The organism is Dactylosporangium sp. NPDC050688 (genome assembly GCF_040654515.1).
In the GTDB taxonomy this organism is placed as follows: domain Bacteria; phylum Actinomycetota; class Actinomycetes; order Mycobacteriales; family Micromonosporaceae; genus Dactylosporangium.
Map to the genome: position 1 here is coordinate 43,234 of NZ_JBFAIC010000069.1, position 16,728 is coordinate 59,961.

Below are 16,728 nucleotides of genomic sequence, written 5' to 3' on the forward strand. Positions count from 1 at the left end.
GGCTCATCCGCGGCGGTCGGCGAGCCAGCCGCGCAGCAGCTGGGCCACCTCATCGGGCTGCTTCTCGACCATCTGGGTGATGTCGCGGAAACGGCCGTCGCGGTCGAACTCCTCGCCGGGGCCGCCGGCGCCTTCGAGGGCGTGGACGCCGCCGATGCCGCCGTGGCCCTCCAGGGCCAGCTTGGCGCGGGCCGCCTCGATCGCCGCCTGCATCTCCTCCAGCGCCGCGTTCTGCTGGTCGGTGAGCTTGGCCTTCTCGGCCTTGCGCCGCCGGCGGCCGGAGATCGCCGCGACGATCAGCAGGATCAGCAGCGCCAGGATGATCAGGCCCATCTGGATGTACTTCTGCTGCAGCCGGCTCTGCTCGGCCTTCGCCGCCTCCTTGGCCGCGTTCTGCTCGGCCTCGGACCTGGTGGTGTCGAACGCCATCGAGCTGACCGCGATCTGGTCGCCGCGGGTCGCGTCGAGGCCGACGGCGGAGGAGACCAGCTGCTGCAGCTGCGCCTCATCGATCCTCGCCGCGGAGCTGTCGACGATGACGGCGACGGCGAGCTTCTTCACCGCCCCGGGCGCGGACTTCTTCGTCTCGGTGACCATGCCGACGGCGTTGTTGCGGGTCTCGGTGGTCTGCTGGTACGTGCCGTCCCCACCGGCGCCAGTGCCGTTGGGCACCTGGATGTTGTCGGGGCCCAGGACGCCGCCGACCGGGGTGCCGTTGCCGCCCGTGTACTGCTCGGAGGTCTTCGACTCCGACAGTGGCGGCACGGCCGGGTCCGCGACGTACGTCTGGGTCTTGGTCTCCGTGGCGTCGAAGTCGAGGTCGGCGGTCACCTGCACGACGGAGTGCCCCGGGCCGACGACGGTGTCGAGCATGCGCTGCAGCGCGGTGTTGAGGCGCTGCTCGTACGCCGACGTCTGGCCCGACGGCCCGTCGGCGGAGCCCGAGTCGTCGCCGGAGCCGGACAGCACCTTGCCGTTGGCGCCGACGACGGTGACCGCGGCCGGCTCCAGCCCTTCGACGCTGGAGGAGACGAGGTGCACGATCGAGGTGACGGCGCCGCCGGGCAGGGGCTTGGTGCCGGTGTCCACGAGCACCGACGCGGTCGGCGCGATCTGGTCGTCGGTGAAGACGTCCTTCTGTGGGATCGCCAGGTGCACGGTGGCCTTGTTGACGCCGTTGATCGCCTCGATGGTCTTGCCGAGCTCACCCTCCAGCGCGCGGCGGTAGGTGATCTGCTGCATGAACTCGCTGGTCATGATGCCCTGCTTGTCCAGCAGCGCGTAGCCCGCGTCGCCGGAGGCGGGCAGCCCGGCGCCGCTCATCGAGATCCGCAGGTTGTACACCTGGTCGCTGGGCACGTTGATGGTGCTGCCGCCGTCGGACAGGGTGTAGGTGACACCCTCGGCGTTGAGCCGGTCGACGATCGCGCTGGCGTCGCTGGCCGCGAGGTTCGAGAACAGCGGCGCCATGGTCGGCTTGCCGGCCCACGTCGCGAAGAAGTAGCCACCGATCGCCAGGGCCAGCACGGCGAAGATGGTGACGGCCCGCTGCCCGGGGGTGAACGACTTCCATCCGTCCGTCCCCCGCCGCATGAGGGCGGTGAGCCGGTCGCGCATCAGGCCTGCATCCTCATGATCTCGTTGAAGGCGTCCAGGGCCCTGTTCCGCACGGCGACGGTGAGGCTGGTCGCGAGGCTCGCCTCGGTCGCGGCGATCATGTAGTCGTGCACGTCGGTGAGGCGGCCGGTGGCGGCCTGCACGGCGAGGTCGTCGGCGGTGTCCTGGACCTGCTGCAGCCGCTGCAGACCCTGCGCCACCATGGCGCCGAAGTCGGCGCCGGAGGACGAGGGGCCGGCCTGGCCGGATGCGCTGTCGGACGCGCTGATCGGGGACAGCGCCGGCAGCGCGCCGACGGCGGGGACGGCGGAGACGGTCATGATCAGCCCTTCCCGATCTGGATCGCGGCCTGGTACGCGTCCTTGGCCCGGTCGACGACGGTCAGGTTCGCCTGGTAGCCGCGCTGCGCCATGATCATCTGTGTCATCTGCGAACCGAGGTCGATGTCGGGGTACTTCACGTAGCCCTCCCGGTCCGCCAGCGGGTTCTCCGGCTCGTACACCAGGCGGCCCTTGGCGTCGCCGAGCGCGGTGCCGGCGACCACCACGCCGCCCTCGCCGGTGCCGTAGTCGACCGCGCGGGCCTGCACGTACCGGGCGCGGAACACCTGCCCGGCGGTCGGCGCGGCGTCGTTCATGTTGGCGACGTTGTCGGCGATCGCGTCGAGCCACTTGCGGTGGACGGTCACGCCGGTGCCGGCGATGCCGATCGCGCTGAAGATGGTCATGGTCAGCCCCTGATCGCGGTGCGCAGCAGCACGAACTTGTCGTCCACGCCGCGCAGCATCGTCTGGTACCGCAGGCCGGTGTCGACGTTGGAGAGCACCTCGTGGTCGAGGTTGACGTTGTTGCCGTCCTCGCGGGTCGGCTCCAGCGACCGGGCCACGGCGATCGTCGCGTTCTGCGGCGTGCCGGCCTCGACCGCGGTGCGCAGCGAGTCCTCGAACGACACCCGCCCGGCGAGGAACCCGGGGGTCTCGATGTTGGCGATGTTGTCGGCGATGACCCGCTGCCGCTTCGCGAGCCCTGTCAGGGCGCTGTGCAGGGTGACCGAGGTGACGTCTTCGAACACGGCAGGGAGGCTCCCGTCCACCGGAAAACGGTGCTGCTTGCGGTGTGTCGCCGGTCCTTGGCTGCTGTGATGAGCGATCCTTGCTCGTCAGAGGTATCGGCGCCGCTCACCGGGGCTTGAGGATTTCGGCCTCGGGGAAAACCCCCACGGTCCGGATCCGGGTGCGGGCGGGGTGTAGCCCGGATGTTTCCGGCGCCGCCGATCCATAGCGTCTCTTCACGTGGAGAAGAGACCAGTTACCGTACGGGTGGCGCGCTGGAGCGCGGAGCACCCTTGGCGCGCAATCGCACTGTGGGTCGTGTTCGTCGCTGTCTGCTTCATCGGTGGCAACATGGCGGGGACCGTCGAGGCGAGCAACGCCGACCAGGCGATCGGCGAGTCCGGCCGGGCCGACGTCATCGTCGACGAGGGCAAGTTCGACCACCCGGCGACCGAGAGCGTCCTCATCACGCCGCTCGCCGGCACCCTGGACCGCGGCGCCGCCGACAAGGCCGCCGCCGACGTGACCGCCGCGATGAAGGCGCTGCCCGAGGTCGCCTCCGTGAGCGACCCGCTGCTCTCCCACGACGGCGGCGCGCTGCTGGTCCGGGTCACCATGAGCGGCGACCCCGAGACCGCCCAGGACCGCGTCGGCAAGCTGCGCGACGCCACCGCCGGCGTGCAGCGGGCCCACCCGCAGCTGCGGGTCGAGGAGACCGGCGGCGAGTCCATCGGCCAGGCCATGGACGAGACTCTCGGCAAGGACTTCCAGCGGGCCGAGTTCCTCAGCCTGCCGGTGACGTTCGCGATCCTCATCGTCGCGTTCGGCGCGCTCATCGCCGCCGGCGTGCCGGTGCTGCTCGCGCTGTCCTCGGTCGCGGCCGCGCTCGGCCTGTCGACCCTCGCCTCGCACCTGGTCCCGTCGACCGACACGACCGCCAGCGTCATCCTGCTCATCGGCATGGCCGTCGGCGTCGACTACTCGCTGTTCTATCTGCGCCGGGAGCGCGAGGAACGGGCGAAGGGCCGCAAGCACCTGGACGCGGTCGAGATCGCCGCCGAGACCTCCGGGCACGCCGTGGTCGTCTCCGGCATCGCCGTGACGATCGCGATGGCCGGGCTGTTCCTCGCCGGTGACATCGTCTTCTCGTCGCTCGCCATCGGCTCGATCCTGGTCGTGCTGGTCTCCGTGATCGGCTCGCTGACCGTCCTGCCCGCGCTGCTGTCGAAGCTGGGCCGCTGGATCGACCGGCCCCGCGTGCCGGTGCTGTGGCGCCTCACCCGGCCCCGCGGCGCGGCCGAGGGCCAGTCCCGGATCTGGAGCTTCATCCTGCGGCCCGCCCTGCGCCGGCCGGCGGCCACCCTCGTCGTGTCGGTCCTCGCCCTGCTGGCCCTCGCGGCGCCGGCGCTGACCATGCGGCTGAGCTTCCCCGGCATGGAGGACCTGCCGCGCACCACGCCGGCGATGCAGGCGTACGACCGGCTGGTCAAGGCGTACCCGAGCAACGGCACCGTGCACGTCGTCGCCGTCCGCATCCCGGCCGGCCAGCTCGACGCCACGAAGGCCGCGCTCACCGAGCTGGCAAGGACCGCCGCCGCCGACCCGCTGTTCGCGCCGCTGGACCTTCCGGCGGGCGCTGAGCCGGACATCGAGGTCTCCGCCGACGGCAAGGTCGCAGTGCTCGACGTCGCCACCCCGTTCGCCGGCCGCTCCGAGGAGGCCAAGGAGTCCCTGACCCGGCTGCGCGAGGTCATGGTCCCGCAGACCGTCGGCAAGGTGCCGGGCGTGACGGCGGGCACCGACGCGGCCGTCGGCGGGTTCGTCGGCGCCGACGTCGACTACGCCGGGCACGTCAAGCAGAAGCTGCCGCTCGTGGTGGGTTTCGTGCTGGTGCTGACGTTCCTGGTCATGGCGTTCACGTTCCGCTCGGTGGTCGTCGCGGTCACCTCGATCGGGCTGAACCTGCTCTCCGCCGGCGCCTCCTACGGCCTCGTGGTACTCATCTTCCAGGGCACCTGGGCCGAGGGCATCCTGGGCTTCAAGTCCATGGACGCGGTCGTGTCGTGGCTGCCGCTGTTCCTCTTCGTGGTGCTGTTCGGCCTGTCGATGGACTACCACGTGTTCGTCGTCAGCCGCATCCGCGAGGCGGTCCGGCAGGGCATGTCCACCCGCGACGCGGTGGCGCACGGCATCACCGGCTCCGCCGGCGTGGTCACCAGCGCGGCGATCGTGATGGTGGCGGTGTTCTCCATCTTCGCCACGCTGAGCACCGTGGACATGAAGCAGCTCGGCGTCGGCCTGGCCGCCGCGATCCTGCTCGACGCGACCATCATCCGTGCGGTGGTGCTGCCGTCGCTGATGACGCTGCTGGGCAACGCGAACTGGTGGGCGCCGCGCTTCATGCGCCGCCGCGAGGTGCCGCCGGCACCGGCGCCCGTGATCGAGGGGGAGCTGGTCGGCGCCGGGCGCTGATCCAGCTGCAGGGGGAAGGCCGGCCGGCACCGCGCAAACGGTGCCGGCCGGCCGCGTCGTCGCAGCGGGCTTTCAGGCGTCAGCCAGCTCGACCGACCCCGACACCCTCGGGGCCAGGATGCGCATCTCCTCCAGCACCGGGGCGCTCTGCTCGTCCGGCACCGCCGACAGGGCGTCGCTCAGCAGCGGCAGCGCCGCCTCGTCGTGGAACATCTCCAGGGCGATCGCCGCTGCGAGGGTCCGCTCCCGCGGGGTGCGCCGCGGATCGCCGGACAGCGCCAGCAGCGTGCAGCGCTCGGCGAAGCCGTGCTGGCGCAGCCGGGCCGACCACTCCATCGCGCGGATCAGCGGGACCAGCCGGCCGACCCGCGCGGCCACGCTCAGCACCGTCGGCTCACCCGGGTACCGCCGCCACAACGCCTCGAGCAGCTCGTCGGCGGCCTCCGGCGGGGCCTCGGCGATGCTGAACAGCAGCCCGCGCACCCCCGAGCGGGGCAGCAGCTCGGCGACCTCGGCCAGGCTGCCGCCGGCGGCGCCGAGGATCTGCGCCATCCGGGCCACCGGCACGGGCACCTGGCCCTTGCGCAGGGTCTCCCGCAGGTGCAGGGCGGCCTCCGGGTGCCGGTCCAGGCGGCTCAGCGCGTCGATCCGCAGGCCGGCGAAGCGGTCCTTGCCGACGCCGTACAGCAGGTCGTTGACGCCCGACTCGGGCAGCTCCTCGATGATCTCCAGGGCGCGCTCGTAGTCGCCCTCGACGAAGCGGAGCTTGACCTCGTGCTCGCCGACCGTGGCCGGGTTCGTGGCGATCGCGCGCAGGTCCTCGATCACCGCGGCCGCCTCGGCGACGCGGTCCAGGGCGAGGTACGCGTCGGCCAGGATCTTCAGGAACAGCACCCGGTGGCTGCGCTCCTTCGCCTCGGCGAGGCCGCGCCGGGAGGTGGCGATCGCCTCCTCGACGTGGCCGGAGCTGATCTGGGAGCGGGCCAGGTTGCCCACGGCGGTCATGCCGGTGACGTCGTCCACGGCGAGCTGCGCCAGGCGCAGGTTGCGTTCGGTCTTGCTCTTCACCACCCGGCGCAGCCGCGTGTACCCGGAGTGGTCGAGCACCAGGTCCGGCAGGTGCGGGCCCATGAGGCCCTGCCCGGTGATGCGGTCCAGGACCTGTTCGTGCAGCCGGCCGTACAGGCGCGCCTGCGCCCGGCGGAACAGTCGCGGGTAGTAGATGGCGCTGGAGCCGCTGCCGCCCTCGTGACCCTCCCGGTTCTCGATGAGCGCCAGGAACGCCCTGCCGTCGGCGCGCTCGACCGTCTCCCGGACCGCGCGGCGGTCGCCGGTGAAGACCTCGTCCGCGTCGATCCACAGCACCCAGCGGCCGCGGCAGTGATCCAGCGAGCGGTTGCGGGCGTCGCCGAAGTGGTCGTTCCAGAAGCCTTCGACGACGCGGGCGCCGTGGGCCCGGGCGATCGCCACGGTGTCGTCGGTGGAGCCGGTGTCGTACACGACGATCTCGTCGACCAGGTCGCGGATCGCGTCGAGGGACCGGCCCAGCACGTCGGCCTCGTCCTTGACGATGAGCGACGCGCTGATCAGCGGGGCGTCCGGGGCGTCGACGAGGTCGGTGCGCAGCCCGCAGGCGGGCGAGGCCACGTGCGCGACGAGCGCGGCGTGCGCGATGGTGATCCGGCCCTGCTCGGCGAGCGCGTCCCAGGGCAGGTCCGCGGTGGGGCCGCCGGCGATCGCCAGGGCGTCGCGGCGGATCGCCACGCACACCGGTCCGAGCCGGTCGACGTCGCTGAACTCGTCGCGGTGCTCCTGGCGCCACTGCCGGGCGTAGGTCTTGAACGCCGCCGGGCTGGTCATCGCCTTGTCCGGCAGCTGCACCTGCTGCGGGCCGAACGTGTGCTGGCAGCTGGGGCCGGTGGCGACGACGGCCGGGTCGTGGAACGGCTCCAGCACCGGGTCCAGCCAGTGCGCCGACAGGATCACGTCGCCGTCGACCAGCACGACGACCGGGTGGCGGGTGGCGTCGACCCCGGCGGACCAGCGGCCGGCGGCACCGGAGCCGGCGGCCGGCTCCAGCACCCGTAGCCAGGTCTCGCCGCGCAGCTCGGCGCGCAGGTCGGGGCGGTCCGGTGGCAGCACGCACACGACCTCGTCGTGCAGGCCGAGGGTGGGCCGCAGCGACTGCAGGCAGGCGTGGAAGTCATCGGGGGTGCCCCCGGCGGCGACGATCACGGACACCGGGATATGGGTCATGCCGGCACCATCGGCATTTTCGGGCGCAATTCCAGTGCTTTTCAGGTGCGGTTGTCGACGAACACGGGCACCGCGCCGGCCGCCTCGCGGTGCAGCCGGTTGACCAGCCGGGCCTGCTGGCGGTTGCCCGCCATCGCGATCGTCAGCTCCCGGGACAGGTCCAGCTGGCGCTGCACGAGCCGGCGGGCCCGGTCCGCGAGCGCCAGCGGCAACGGCCCGAGCCCCTCCGGCGGCGTGAACGTCACCGGCGTCACCGGCGCGGTCTCCAGCACGTCGCGGTGCCGCAGCAGCTGCTCGACCTGGTCCGTCTCGAGCTCCATCGCGTCGAGGGCGGCGGCCCACGCGCCGTCCCACCTCTCGTCCGGGGGTGTCACGGCCCGGCCCCGATGACCTGCGCCGCCGCCTCCCGCCACGCGTCGCGCAGCTGCTCGGCGAAGCTCTGCACGGACTCGACCTTGCCGCGGTCGCCGGTCACGTTCGCCTGGACCAGCTCGGTGATGAGGAAGCTGTACAGCGCCGCGAGGCCGGGCCCGCCGCTCCACGCGGACGTGTCCAGCGTCGCCCGCAGCTCCATGATGATCTCCTGGGCGTGCTGGATCCGCCCCGATGCCGTCGGCCGGTCGCCCTGTTCCAGGGACTGGCCGGCGATCATCAGGTCGAGCACGAGCCGGTCGTACAGCATCACGAGCAGCCGGGAGGGGGGCGCGGTCGCGACGCTGTCACTGACGTAGCGGTTGCGCAGGGCTTGTGTGGTCATGCGATCTCCGTGCTCTTTCCAGGGCCTGAGGGGGAATCGGCCTAGCCGAGCGAGGCGAGCTGGCCCGCCAGCCAGGAGCTCTGGTTCTTGAGCTTGCCCAGCGCGGTCTCCATCGCGCCGAACTGCTTCTGCAGCGCCGCCTGCCGGGCCTGCAGCCGGACGTCCCAGTCGTCGACGCGGTGGTTGAGCTCCGTGATGGCGTCGTTGCCGCTGATGATCAGGCGGGACAGCGTGCCGGTGTTGGTCTGCGTCGCCTTGTCCGCCACGGCGGTCATCCGGTCGGCGAGGCCGTTCTTCCTGGTGACGTCGGACTCGGCGGCGTCGATGAACAGCGCCTGCGTCTTGTCCGGGTCGGCGGTGAGCGCCGCGGTGAACTTCGCCTTGTCGAACGTCAGCCGGCCGTCGCGGGTCAGCTCGATGCCGATGTCCTTGAAGCTGCCGTTGGTCCCGGTGCCGCCCGAGACGGTGTTGAGCACCCGGGTGGCGACCTGCGACATGATGCTGTTGCCGGCGAGGGGACCGCCGGGGACCGCGCCGCTCTTGTTCTTGGTCTGCGTGGCGATCTCCGACAGCGCCGCGTTCGCCGCGTCGACCATCGCCTGCACCTTGGTGGCGACGCCCTCGGTGTCGCGGGCGACGGTGACCGTCACCGGCGGGTCGGTGGCCGACTGCTCCTTGACCGCGGTCACGGACAGGCCGCCCATGAGGTCCTTGAACGTGTTCGACGACGACGTCACCTTGAGCGGGGTCGCCGCGTCGCCGATGGTCAGCTCGGCGTCGGAGCCCTCGGTGACCGGCGTGACGGCGCCGAGACCGCTGAACGGCGAGCCGCCCAGGTCGAACTTGGACTGCACGCCGAGCGACGTCGAGGTGATCTGCATCGTGTACTTGCCGGGGGAGACCTGGAAGGCGGTGGCCTTCACGCCGAGGTCGGGGGTCTTGTTGATCGCGTCGACGACGCCCTGCAGCGAGGTGTCGGTGACGTTGACCGTCTTCGGCCCGCCGGCGAAGTTGATCTGGAACGACGAGCCGTTCATGATCGTGTCGGTCGTCGCGTCGACCGGCGTGTCGAACACGATGGAGTGCGCCGTCGCCAGGTGGTTGACGCGGAAGGTGAGCGAGCCGCTCTGCGTGCTGCTCGACGCGGTGGTCGAGGCCGTGGCGGCGTCGGAGCTCGACGTGGCGACGCCGCCCTTCCAGGCGGTGGGGTCGCCGATCGCCTTGGCCGCGGTGAGCAGCGCCTGCATCTTGGTGTTGATGCCCTGGTACGCGCTGACAACCTTCTGCTGCGTGGCGACCTTGGCCTTGAGCGCGGTTTGCGGCGCGGCCTCGACCTGCATCAGGCCGCTGATGACGGCCGAGGTGCTCATGCCTGAGATGAGGCCGTCGACGCTTCCGGTTGCCATGCTGGTACCTCCGTGGGACAAAGCGTGCGGGGAGGAAATCTGGGTCCCCTCCCCGCCTTACGAGCGCTGTCAGCGCAGCAGCGACAGCACGTTCTGCGGTGCCTGGTTGGCCTGGGCCAGCATGCTGGTGCCGGCCTGGGTCAGGATCTGCGAGCGGGTGAAGGAGACCATCTCCTGTGCCATGTCCGTGTCCCGGATGCGTGACTCGGACGCGGAGAGGTTCTCCACCGCGACGTTGAGGTTGTTGATGGTGTGTTCGAAGCGGTTCTGGTACGCACCGAGCGTGGCCCGGGCGGTGGAGACACCCTTGATCGCGTCGTCGATCGCGGCGATCGCCACGGACGCGCCGGTCACCAGGTCCAGGGCGGCCACCCCGAGCCCGGTCGAGTCGAAGCCGGTCACGACCGTGACCCCGCCGAACGCGGCGGTGCCGAGACTGACCGTGATCTGGTCCGCGGTCGCGGTGTTGGCACCCACCTGGAACGTGCCGACGTAGGACGCCGACGGGTCGAGCAGCTTCTGCCCGCCGAACGCGGTCGTCGTCGCGATGCGGTCCAGCTCCTGGTTCAGCTGGGCGAACTCGGTCTGCGCGGCGGTGCGCGCGTCGGAGTCCTGCGAACCCGTGGACGACGCCTGCACGGACAGGTCACGCATGCGCTGCAGGATCGAGTGCGTCTCGGTGAGCGCGCCCTCAGCGGTCTGTACCACCGAGATGCCGTCCTGCGCGTTGCGCACCGCGACCTTCAGGCCACCGATCTGCGAGCGCAGGCCCTCACTGATCGACAGGCCGGCCGCGTCGTCCGCCGCCCGGTTGATCCGGAAACCGGAGGACAGCTTCTCCAGCGACTTGCTCATCTGGCTGTCCGTCACGGAGAGGTTCCGGTAGGAGTTCTGCGCGGCGATGTTGTTGTTGATCCGAAGACCCATGTCAGTTCCTCCTTGAGCTCGGTCGGCCCTCCGTGGCCTGTTCACGGGGCAGATCGGCGGGGTCCGCGAAGAGTTGAGGAGAAACGGCCACGCCCGTGCACAACTGGCAGGGCACGGCGCCCTGGCTGGGTGCCGTGCCCTGTCATGCCCTCGTCAGGTCATCGACTCAAGTTCCTCAGCGCAGCAGCGAGAGGACGTTCTGCGGCGCCTGGTTGGCCTGGGCCAGCATGCTGGTGCCGGCCTGGGTCAGGATCTGTGAGCGGGTGAACGACACCATCTCGGAGGCCATGTCCGTGTCCCGGATGCGCGACTCCGAGGCGGACAGGTTCTCCACGGCGACGTTGAGGTTGTTGATGGTGTGCTCGAACCGGTTCTGGTATGCACCGAGCGTGGCCCGAGCGGTCGAAATACCCTTGATCGCATCGTCGATCGCGGTGATGGCCGCCGACGCGCCCGTCACGAGGTCGAGCGAGACGACCCCGAGGCCGGTCGAGTCGAAGCCGGTCACGGCGGTGACGCCACCGAAGGCGGCGGTGCCGAGGTCCACTGCGATCTGGTCTGCGGACGCCGTGTTGGCGCCGACCTGGAACGTGCCGGTGTACGCGCCCGACGGGTCGAGCAACTTCTGCCCGCCGAACGCCGTGGTGGTGGCGATCCGGTCCAGCTCAGCATTCAGCTGGGTGAACTCGGTCTGCGCGGCGGTGCGGGCGTCGGTGTCCTGCGAGCCCGTGGACGACGCCTGCACGGACAGGTCACGCATGCGCTGCAGGATCGAGTGCGTCTCGGTGAGCGCGCCCTCAGCGGTCTGCACGACCGAGATGCCGTCCTGCGCGTTGCGCACCGCGACCTTCAGGCCACCGATCTGCGAGCGCAGGCCCTCACTGATCGACAGGCCGGCCGCGTCGTCCGCCGCCCGGTTGATCCGGAAACCCGAGGACAGCTTCTCCAGCGACTTGCTCATCTGACTGTCGGTGACCGACAGGTTCCGGTAGGCGTTCTGTGCGGCGATGTTGTTGTTGATGCGAAGACCCATGGTGATTCCTCCTTGATGCGGGCCATACCGAGCGGGCCGTCCCTGGCCCGCTCGCCCACGACATCGGTGTCAGGGCCCGGCAGATGAGGAATCTGCGGAAGAAATTTTCCGCAACGCAACTATAACCGGAGAAGACCCGGTTCCGCAGGGGAACCGGGTCTTCTCGTCACGCGCTGTACGGGATGCCCAGCGGCGAGGTGCGTGCCAGCCGGGCACTCAGGTCACCCTGGTCCGCGATCCGGTTGTAGTACGCCTCCAGCCGGCGGGCGACGCAGCCGCCGGCGCGGTCCCGGGCGGCCACCAGGTGCGGGTCGAGGTGGTTGTTGAGCCCGTCGCGCAGCAGCACGAGCGCCTCGGAGCGCAGCTGGCTGATCCGGCTCTCCGTCACGCCCAGCTCGCGCGCGATGTCGTTCATCGGGCGTTCGTCGAAGAAGTACGCCGTGATGACCTGGCGCAGCCGGTCCGGCAGTGCACTGATCGCGTGGTGCAGGTACCCGATGCGCTCCCGGTGCAGGATCAGCTCCTCGGGTCCCGGGGTCCGCTCGGGCACCAGGTCCTCGGCGGTGCCCGCGGCGAACCCCTGCAGCGACAGCACCACGGCCCGCTGTACGTCGTCGTCGATGCTCTTGAGCCCGTCCGGCGCGATCCCGAGAGCCTCGGCCAGTTCGGTCTGGGTGGGGGTGCGGCCGAGGGTGGCGGTGAGTTCCTGTTGGGTGGTTTCGACCTTGCGGGCGCGGGTGCGGACGGATCGGCTGGCCCAGTCGAGGCCGCGCAGTTCGTCGAGGAGGGCGCCGCGGATGCGGGTGGTGGCGAAGCTGCCGAAGGGGATGCCGCGGCTGGGGTCGAAGCCTTTGGCGGCGTGGGCGAGGGCGGCCATGCCGGCGGAGACGAGGTCTTCGCGGGAGACGTGGGAGGGCAGCCGGCCGAGCATCTCGCGGACCAGGTGGCCGACGAGCGGCAGGTGCGCGCGGACGGCGGCGTCCAGCTCGGCGGGCGTCAGCGTGGTCGCGGCCGGGGTCCGCTCCCCGGTCTCGAGCCGGGTGCCGGCCGTGGCGTCGGAGGTGGCGTCGGTGGTGGCTTCGGTGGTGACGGTCACGGCAACCTCTTCGTGGCAGGAGTTGGTCGATCACCAGACTCGGCAGCCGTGGGTGCATGCAGCGGTGACGCAAAGTTGCGGGGAGGTTGTACTCAACCCTCGTATCGACCTGCCGACCTATGTGGGTGAAGCGAACGAGGACGCGGTTGAAGGGCGGCACACGCATGGGGCTGGCGGATCTCGCGAGCATCCTGTGGCGCGAGCGGGAGATGCTGGAGCTGCTGCTGTTCAAGCTCGAGGAGGAGCAGCTCGTGCTGGCCGGTGGGCGCACCCGCTGGCTCGCGCACGCCACCCGCGAGGTCGAGGTCGTGCTGGAGGAGATCCGCCGCACCGAGGTCGTGCGCGCGGCGGAGGTTGAGGCGATCGGCGCCTCCCTCGGGCTGGGCCCCAACCCGAGCCTCACCCAGCTCGCCGAGGCGTCCCCGGCGCCGTGGTCGGACCTGCTCAACCAGCACCGCATGGCGTTCCTGACGCTGACCGCCGAGGTCAGCGCGCTCGCCGAGGCCAACCGCGACATCCTCACCACCGGCGCGCGGGCCGCCCGCGAGACGATGCTGGCCGTCGCCGGTTCCGTGGAGACCTACGGGCGGCGGGGGCAGACCGTCGGGTCGGCTCCCCGTACCCGGCTGATTGACGAGGCGATGTAGATGAGCACCTTCTCCGGACTGAACACCGCGCTGTCGGCGCTCTACGCGCAGCGCCGGGCGCTGGACGTCACCGGCCAGAACATCGCCAACGTCAACACCGAGGGCTACTCGCGGCAGCGGGTGGAGCTGTCCCCGGTCGAGAACGTCACCGAGCCGGCCCGGTACTCGCTCAGCAGCGGGGTCGGCGACGGCGTCAGGATCACCGGCCTCACCCGGCTGCACAACGAGTTCATGACCAACCGCACCCGGGCCGAGCACGGGCTCAACGAGTACCTGCAGGCGCAGAGGATCGTGTACGGCAACATCGAGCAGGCGCTCGGCGAGCCCAGCGACACCGGCCTGCAGGCGCAGCTGTCGGAGTACTGGAACGCCTGGTCCGACGTGGCGAACCGGCCCGGCGACGCCTCGGCCCGCACCCAGCTGCTCGCGCGGGCCAACACGGTCGCCGGGACGATGCGCACCACCCGGGCCAACCTCGGCGACCTGTACACCGCCACCCGCGAGCAGCTCGACGCCGACGTCGACGTGGTCAACCAGACCACCGCCGGCATCGCCGACCTCAACACCCGCATCGCACTGGCCAAGGGCGCCGACATGCCGACCAACGAGCTGTCCGACAAGCGCGACCAGCTGGTGCTGCGGCTGTCGGAGCTGACCGGCGCGACCGCCCGGCTCAAGCCGGACGGCAGCGCCGACGTGCTGCTCGCCGGCGCCGTGATCGTGCAGGGCGACACGGCGCGAAAGCTGGAGGCGGTCGGCTCCACCACCGTGGACGGCCGGACGGCCGCGCCGGTGCAGGTGCAGTTCGTCGGCGGCCCCGTCGCGGCCATCACCACCGGCCGGATCGCCTCGCGGCTGGAGGCGCTGACCACGACCGTCCCGGACGCGGTGCAAGGCCTGGACACGGTGGCCGGCCTGCTCATCTCGACCGTCAACACCCAGCATGCCAAGGGCTGGGACATCACCGTCGTGCCGCCGGCCACGACGCCGACCCCGGTGCCGGGCGGCGACTTCTTCTCGGGCACGGACGCCCGGAACATCGGCGTGGCGATCGACGACCCGTCGAAGGTCGCGGCGTCCGGCACGGCCACCAACCCGTTCCAGGGCGACAACGCGATCGCGATGGCGAACCTCGCGAAGGACCCGAGCGGCGCGGACGTCAGGTACCGCAACTTCGTGGTGGACATCGGCATCGCGGCGCAGACGATCAACCGGCGCGCCGACGCCCAGCAGGTCATCTCCGACGACGTGACCGCCGCGGAGCAGGCCGAGTCCGGGGTCAGCCTGGATGAGGAGATGACCAACATGCTGCAGTTCCAGCGGGCGTACGAGGCCGCGGCGAGGGTCATCTCGGTGATCGACACCACGCTCGACTCGCTGATCAACATGAAACGGTAGGGGAACGGATGCCCGGCTTCCGCGTCACGGAACGCTCCATGGCCAGCAACACGCTGGCGAACCTGCAGGTCAACCTGGCCCGCAACCAGCAGCTGCAGGAGCAGCTGTCCAGCGGCAAGCTGCTGACCAAGGCGTCGGACTCGCCCGGCGGCGCGGTGATCGCGATGCAGCACCGCGCCGACATGGCGACGCTCAATCAGTACTCGCGCAACGCCGACGACGGCATCGGCTGGCTGAGCATGGCCGACACCGCGCTGACCAGCGCCTCGAGCCAGCTGAACCGGGCCCGCGAGCTGGTGCTGTCCGGGCTGTCGAGCGGCTCGTCGGGCAGCGCCGAGGCGCGGGAGGCGATCGCGCTGGAGGTCGACAACCTGCGCGAGTCGATGATCAACCTGTCGAACACCACGTACCTGGACCGGCCGATCTTCGGCGGCAGCACGGCGGGCTCCATCGCGTACGACAAGAACGGTGTGTACCAGGGCGACGACGGCAAGATCAACCGTACGATCAGCGGCAACGCCACCGTGCGGGTCGACACCGGGGCCGAGGCGGTCTTCGGGCCCGAGCCCGGCAACGTGTTCAACCTGCTCGGCAAGATCGCCGACGACCTGCGCCGCAACCCCGCGGGGCTGCAGGCCGACCTGGCCGAGGTCGACACGGCGCAGAAACGCGTCCAGGCGGGCCTCTCCGGGGTCGGCTCCAGATACAATCAAGTGTCCGAAATGCAGCAAAATGCCCAGAACAGGGTGCTCGATCTGCGGGCGCAGCTGTCCGATGTCGAGGACATCGACCTGCCGAAGACGATCACCGAACTCGCCCTGCAGCAGGCCGCCTACCAGGCCGCACTCGCCGCCACCGCGAAGGTGATCCAGCCTTCGCTGGTCGACTTCCTGCGGTAGGCCGCGCTGCACGCACATCACGTGAGGAATCCATGAGCGTCGCTACCGTGGGACACCCTGAGACCACCACGCTGCCGGTGATCGATTTCGTAGCGCCGATGCCGGGCTTCCCGGACGACCGCCGGTTCGTGCTCGTCCGCCTCGAGGACACCGGCATGCTGTACGCCCTCACCTCCGTCGACTCGGCCGGCCTGCGGTTCCTGGTCGTGCCGCCGGCGCAGTTCTTCCCCGACTACGCGCCGGAGATCGATGACGACGCGCTGGCCGCGCTCGGCGCCAGTGACGCGTCCGACCTGCTCGTCCTGCTCGTCGTCACGGCCGGCGACGGCGTGCAGGACGCCACCGTCAACCTGATGGCGCCGATCGTGCTGGACCAGCGCAGCCGCCGTGCCGTGCAGCTGGTGCTCGGCCGCAGCGGGCTGTCGGTGCGCCAGAAGCTCGTGGCCGTCGCCTGATCGGGGTTCCCGGCCTGCTGAACCGGCATATCGGGTACTGTTCGCGTATCGCCCAGCGAAGGAGCGGCTTGTGCTCGTCCTGACCCGACGTCCCGGGGAAAGCGTGATGGTCGGTGACGACGTCGTCGTCACCGTGCTCGACGTGCGCGGCGACGTGGTGCGGCTGGGCATCAAGGCGCCGCGCAGCATCCAGGTCCACCGTGAAGAGGTCTACCGGGAGCTGCAGAAGGTCAACCGTGAGGCCGCGTCGCCCAGCGACGTCGCCGTGCGGGCCCTCAGCCGCATGCTCCGCGCCGACGTCGAGCAGCAGTAGCGGCCGTCGACCAGGCCGTCGAGGCGGTCGGTGGCCACGGGTCACCCGTCTCTCAGCACGCTGACGTGCGGGAATCACGTCGGCAGTGTGACGCGCGTGCCGTGCGCGCCACCCGCAGCCGCTACCAGCACGCCTCGCGCTGCGGGACCCGGTCCGCGTCCGGCCGACGGATCGTCGCGGTGAGCGGTGGCAGCCGGTACTCGGCGTCGGTCACGTGCTCGCCCCATTCCGTGCCGGCGCCGTCCGGTCCGGTCTCGTGGGCCGACACCACCGCCATGAACGTGTTCGGCGCGGCGCCGTGCCAGTGCCACTCACCGGCCTCGACGACGACGGTGTCCCCGGCGCGCACCTCATGGATCGGGCCGCCCCGGCGCTGCACCCGGCCGACGCCGTGCAGGACG

Annotated in this window: 18 protein-coding genes; 6 read left to right on the top strand and 12 right to left on the bottom strand. The window is 70.9% G+C overall.

Annotated elements, in window-relative coordinates:
• Positions 1-3: 3 nt before the first annotated feature.
• The 4 genes from fliF to flgB are packed head-to-tail and all read right to left on the bottom strand — an operon-like array spanning position 4 to position 2,709.
• Positions 4-1,617, bottom strand: a complete 1,614-nt coding sequence (gene fliF / locus AB0H83_RS42170) for a flagellar basal-body MS-ring/collar protein FliF (protein WP_360106143.1) — start codon at positions 1,615-1,617, stop codon at positions 4-6.
• Positions 1,617-1,937 carry a flagellar hook-basal body complex protein FliE gene (gene fliE, locus AB0H83_RS42175; RefSeq protein WP_360106145.1) on the bottom strand — a complete coding sequence of 107 codons (321 nt, stop codon included), beginning with the start codon at positions 1,935-1,937 and terminating at the stop codon, positions 1,617-1,619. The genes fliF and fliE overlap by 1 nt, the downstream gene beginning before the upstream one ends.
• Before the next feature lie 2 nt (positions 1,938-1,939).
• Positions 1,940-2,344 carry a flagellar basal body rod C-terminal domain-containing protein gene (locus tag AB0H83_RS42180; protein WP_360106148.1) on the bottom strand — a complete coding sequence of 135 codons (405 nt, stop codon included), beginning with the start codon at positions 2,342-2,344 and terminating at the stop codon, positions 1,940-1,942.
• Positions 2,345-2,346: 2 nt separating this feature from the next.
• A complete protein-coding gene (flgB, locus tag AB0H83_RS42185) occupies positions 2,347-2,709 on the bottom strand; it encodes a flagellar basal body rod protein FlgB (protein ID WP_360106151.1) in 363 nt (120 codons plus the stop codon).
• A gap of 277 nt (positions 2,710-2,986) precedes the next feature.
• Between flgB and AB0H83_RS42190 the strand changes: the two genes are divergently transcribed.
• A complete protein-coding gene (locus AB0H83_RS42190) occupies positions 2,987-5,140 on the top strand; it encodes an MMPL family transporter (RefSeq protein WP_360106154.1) in 2,154 nt (717 codons plus the stop codon).
• 72 nt (positions 5,141-5,212) lie between these two features.
• On the opposite strand, the gene AB0H83_RS42195 is transcribed toward AB0H83_RS42190, so the two are convergent.
• The 7 genes from AB0H83_RS42195 to AB0H83_RS42225 form a co-directional block, all read right to left on the bottom strand.
• On the bottom strand, positions 5,213-7,396 hold the full coding sequence (locus tag AB0H83_RS42195; protein WP_360106157.1) for a glycosyltransferase: 2,184 nt from the start codon (positions 7,394-7,396) through the stop codon (positions 5,213-5,215).
• A 41-nt stretch (positions 7,397-7,437) separates the two neighbouring features.
• Complete coding sequence (locus AB0H83_RS42200) at positions 7,438-7,770, bottom strand: hypothetical protein (RefSeq protein WP_360106160.1); 333 nt, start codon at positions 7,768-7,770, stop codon at positions 7,438-7,440.
• The gene (gene fliS, locus AB0H83_RS42205; RefSeq protein ID WP_360106162.1) at positions 7,767-8,153 is read right to left on the bottom strand and encodes a flagellar export chaperone FliS; all 387 of its coding nucleotides are present in this window, start codon (positions 8,151-8,153) and stop codon (positions 7,767-7,769) included. Before fliS ends, AB0H83_RS42200 begins: the two co-directional genes overlap by 4 nt.
• 41 nt (positions 8,154-8,194) lie before the next feature.
• Positions 8,195-9,559, bottom strand: a complete 1,365-nt coding sequence (gene fliD, locus AB0H83_RS42210; protein WP_360106165.1) for a flagellar filament capping protein FliD — start codon at positions 9,557-9,559, stop codon at positions 8,195-8,197.
• 69 nt (positions 9,560-9,628) lie between these two features.
• Positions 9,629-10,486, bottom strand: coding sequence for a flagellin (locus AB0H83_RS42215; RefSeq protein ID WP_360106168.1), 858 nt, complete (start codon positions 10,484-10,486; stop codon positions 9,629-9,631).
• Positions 10,487-10,661: 175 nt separating this feature from the next.
• Positions 10,662-11,519 (bottom strand): flagellin, encoded by an 858-nt coding sequence (locus AB0H83_RS42220; RefSeq protein ID WP_360106171.1) that lies wholly within the window; start codon positions 11,517-11,519, stop codon positions 10,662-10,664.
• A 166-nt stretch (positions 11,520-11,685) separates the two neighbouring features.
• A complete protein-coding gene (locus tag AB0H83_RS42225; protein WP_360106191.1) occupies positions 11,686-12,519 on the bottom strand; it encodes a FliA/WhiG family RNA polymerase sigma factor in 834 nt (277 codons plus the stop codon).
• Positions 12,520-12,761: 242 nt separating this feature from the next.
• Here AB0H83_RS42225 and flgN point away from each other — a divergent pair, with 242 nt between their 5' ends.
• From flgN to csrA, 5 genes are all read left to right on the top strand, one after another.
• Positions 12,762-13,262 (top strand): flagellar export chaperone FlgN, encoded by a 501-nt coding sequence (gene flgN / locus AB0H83_RS42230; protein WP_245635669.1) that lies wholly within the window; start codon positions 12,762-12,764, stop codon positions 13,260-13,262.
• Entirely contained in the window at positions 13,263-14,660 is a 1,398-nt protein-coding gene (gene flgK, locus AB0H83_RS42235; protein WP_360106175.1) for a flagellar hook-associated protein FlgK, read from the top strand.
• Positions 14,661-14,698: 38 nt separating this feature from the next.
• On the top strand, positions 14,699-15,559 hold the full coding sequence (locus tag AB0H83_RS42240; RefSeq protein WP_360106178.1) for a flagellin: 861 nt from the start codon (positions 14,699-14,701) through the stop codon (positions 15,557-15,559).
• Positions 15,560-15,606: 47 nt separating this feature from the next.
• Complete coding sequence (locus AB0H83_RS42245; RefSeq protein ID WP_360106181.1) at positions 15,607-16,014, top strand: flagellar assembly protein FliW; 408 nt, start codon at positions 15,607-15,609, stop codon at positions 16,012-16,014.
• A gap of 70 nt (positions 16,015-16,084) precedes the next feature.
• Positions 16,085-16,327, top strand: a complete 243-nt coding sequence (gene csrA / locus AB0H83_RS42250) for a carbon storage regulator CsrA (RefSeq protein ID WP_203847552.1) — start codon at positions 16,085-16,087, stop codon at positions 16,325-16,327.
• 121 nt (positions 16,328-16,448) lie between these two features.
• Here the strand turns inward: csrA and AB0H83_RS42255 are convergent.
• The coding region (locus tag AB0H83_RS42255) for a cupin domain-containing protein (protein WP_360106185.1) at positions 16,449-16,728 on the bottom strand (280 nt) is incomplete at its 5' end.

Excerpts from the sequence above, each read along its gene's own strand:
- flgK (WP_360106175.1), top strand. The coding sequence starts at position 13,263 with ATGAGCACCTTCTCCGGACTGAACACCGCGCTGTCGGCGCTCTACGCG.
- fliF (WP_360106143.1), bottom strand. The coding sequence starts at position 1,617 with ATGCGCGACCGGCTCACCGCCCTCATGCGGCGGGGGACGGACGGATGG.
- fliD (WP_360106165.1), bottom strand. The coding sequence starts at position 9,559 with ATGGCAACCGGAAGCGTCGACGGCCTCATCTCAGGCATGAGCACCTCG.
- AB0H83_RS42180 (WP_360106148.1), bottom strand. The coding sequence starts at position 2,344 with ATGACCATCTTCAGCGCGATCGGCATCGCCGGCACCGGCGTGACCGTC.
- fliS (WP_360106162.1), bottom strand. The coding sequence starts at position 8,153 with ATGACCACACAAGCCCTGCGCAACCGCTACGTCAGTGACAGCGTCGCG.
- AB0H83_RS42220 (WP_360106171.1), bottom strand. The coding sequence starts at position 11,519 with ATGGGTCTTCGCATCAACAACAACATCGCCGCACAGAACGCCTACCGG.
- AB0H83_RS42215 (WP_360106168.1), bottom strand. The coding sequence starts at position 10,486 with ATGGGTCTTCGGATCAACAACAACATCGCCGCGCAGAACTCCTACCGG.
- fliE (WP_360106145.1), bottom strand. The coding sequence starts at position 1,937 with ATGACCGTCTCCGCCGTCCCCGCCGTCGGCGCGCTGCCGGCGCTGTCC.
- AB0H83_RS42240 (WP_360106178.1), top strand. The coding sequence starts at position 14,699 with ATGGCCAGCAACACGCTGGCGAACCTGCAGGTCAACCTGGCCCGCAAC.
- AB0H83_RS42195 (WP_360106157.1), bottom strand. The coding sequence starts at position 7,396 with ATGACCCATATCCCGGTGTCCGTGATCGTCGCCGCCGGGGGCACCCCC.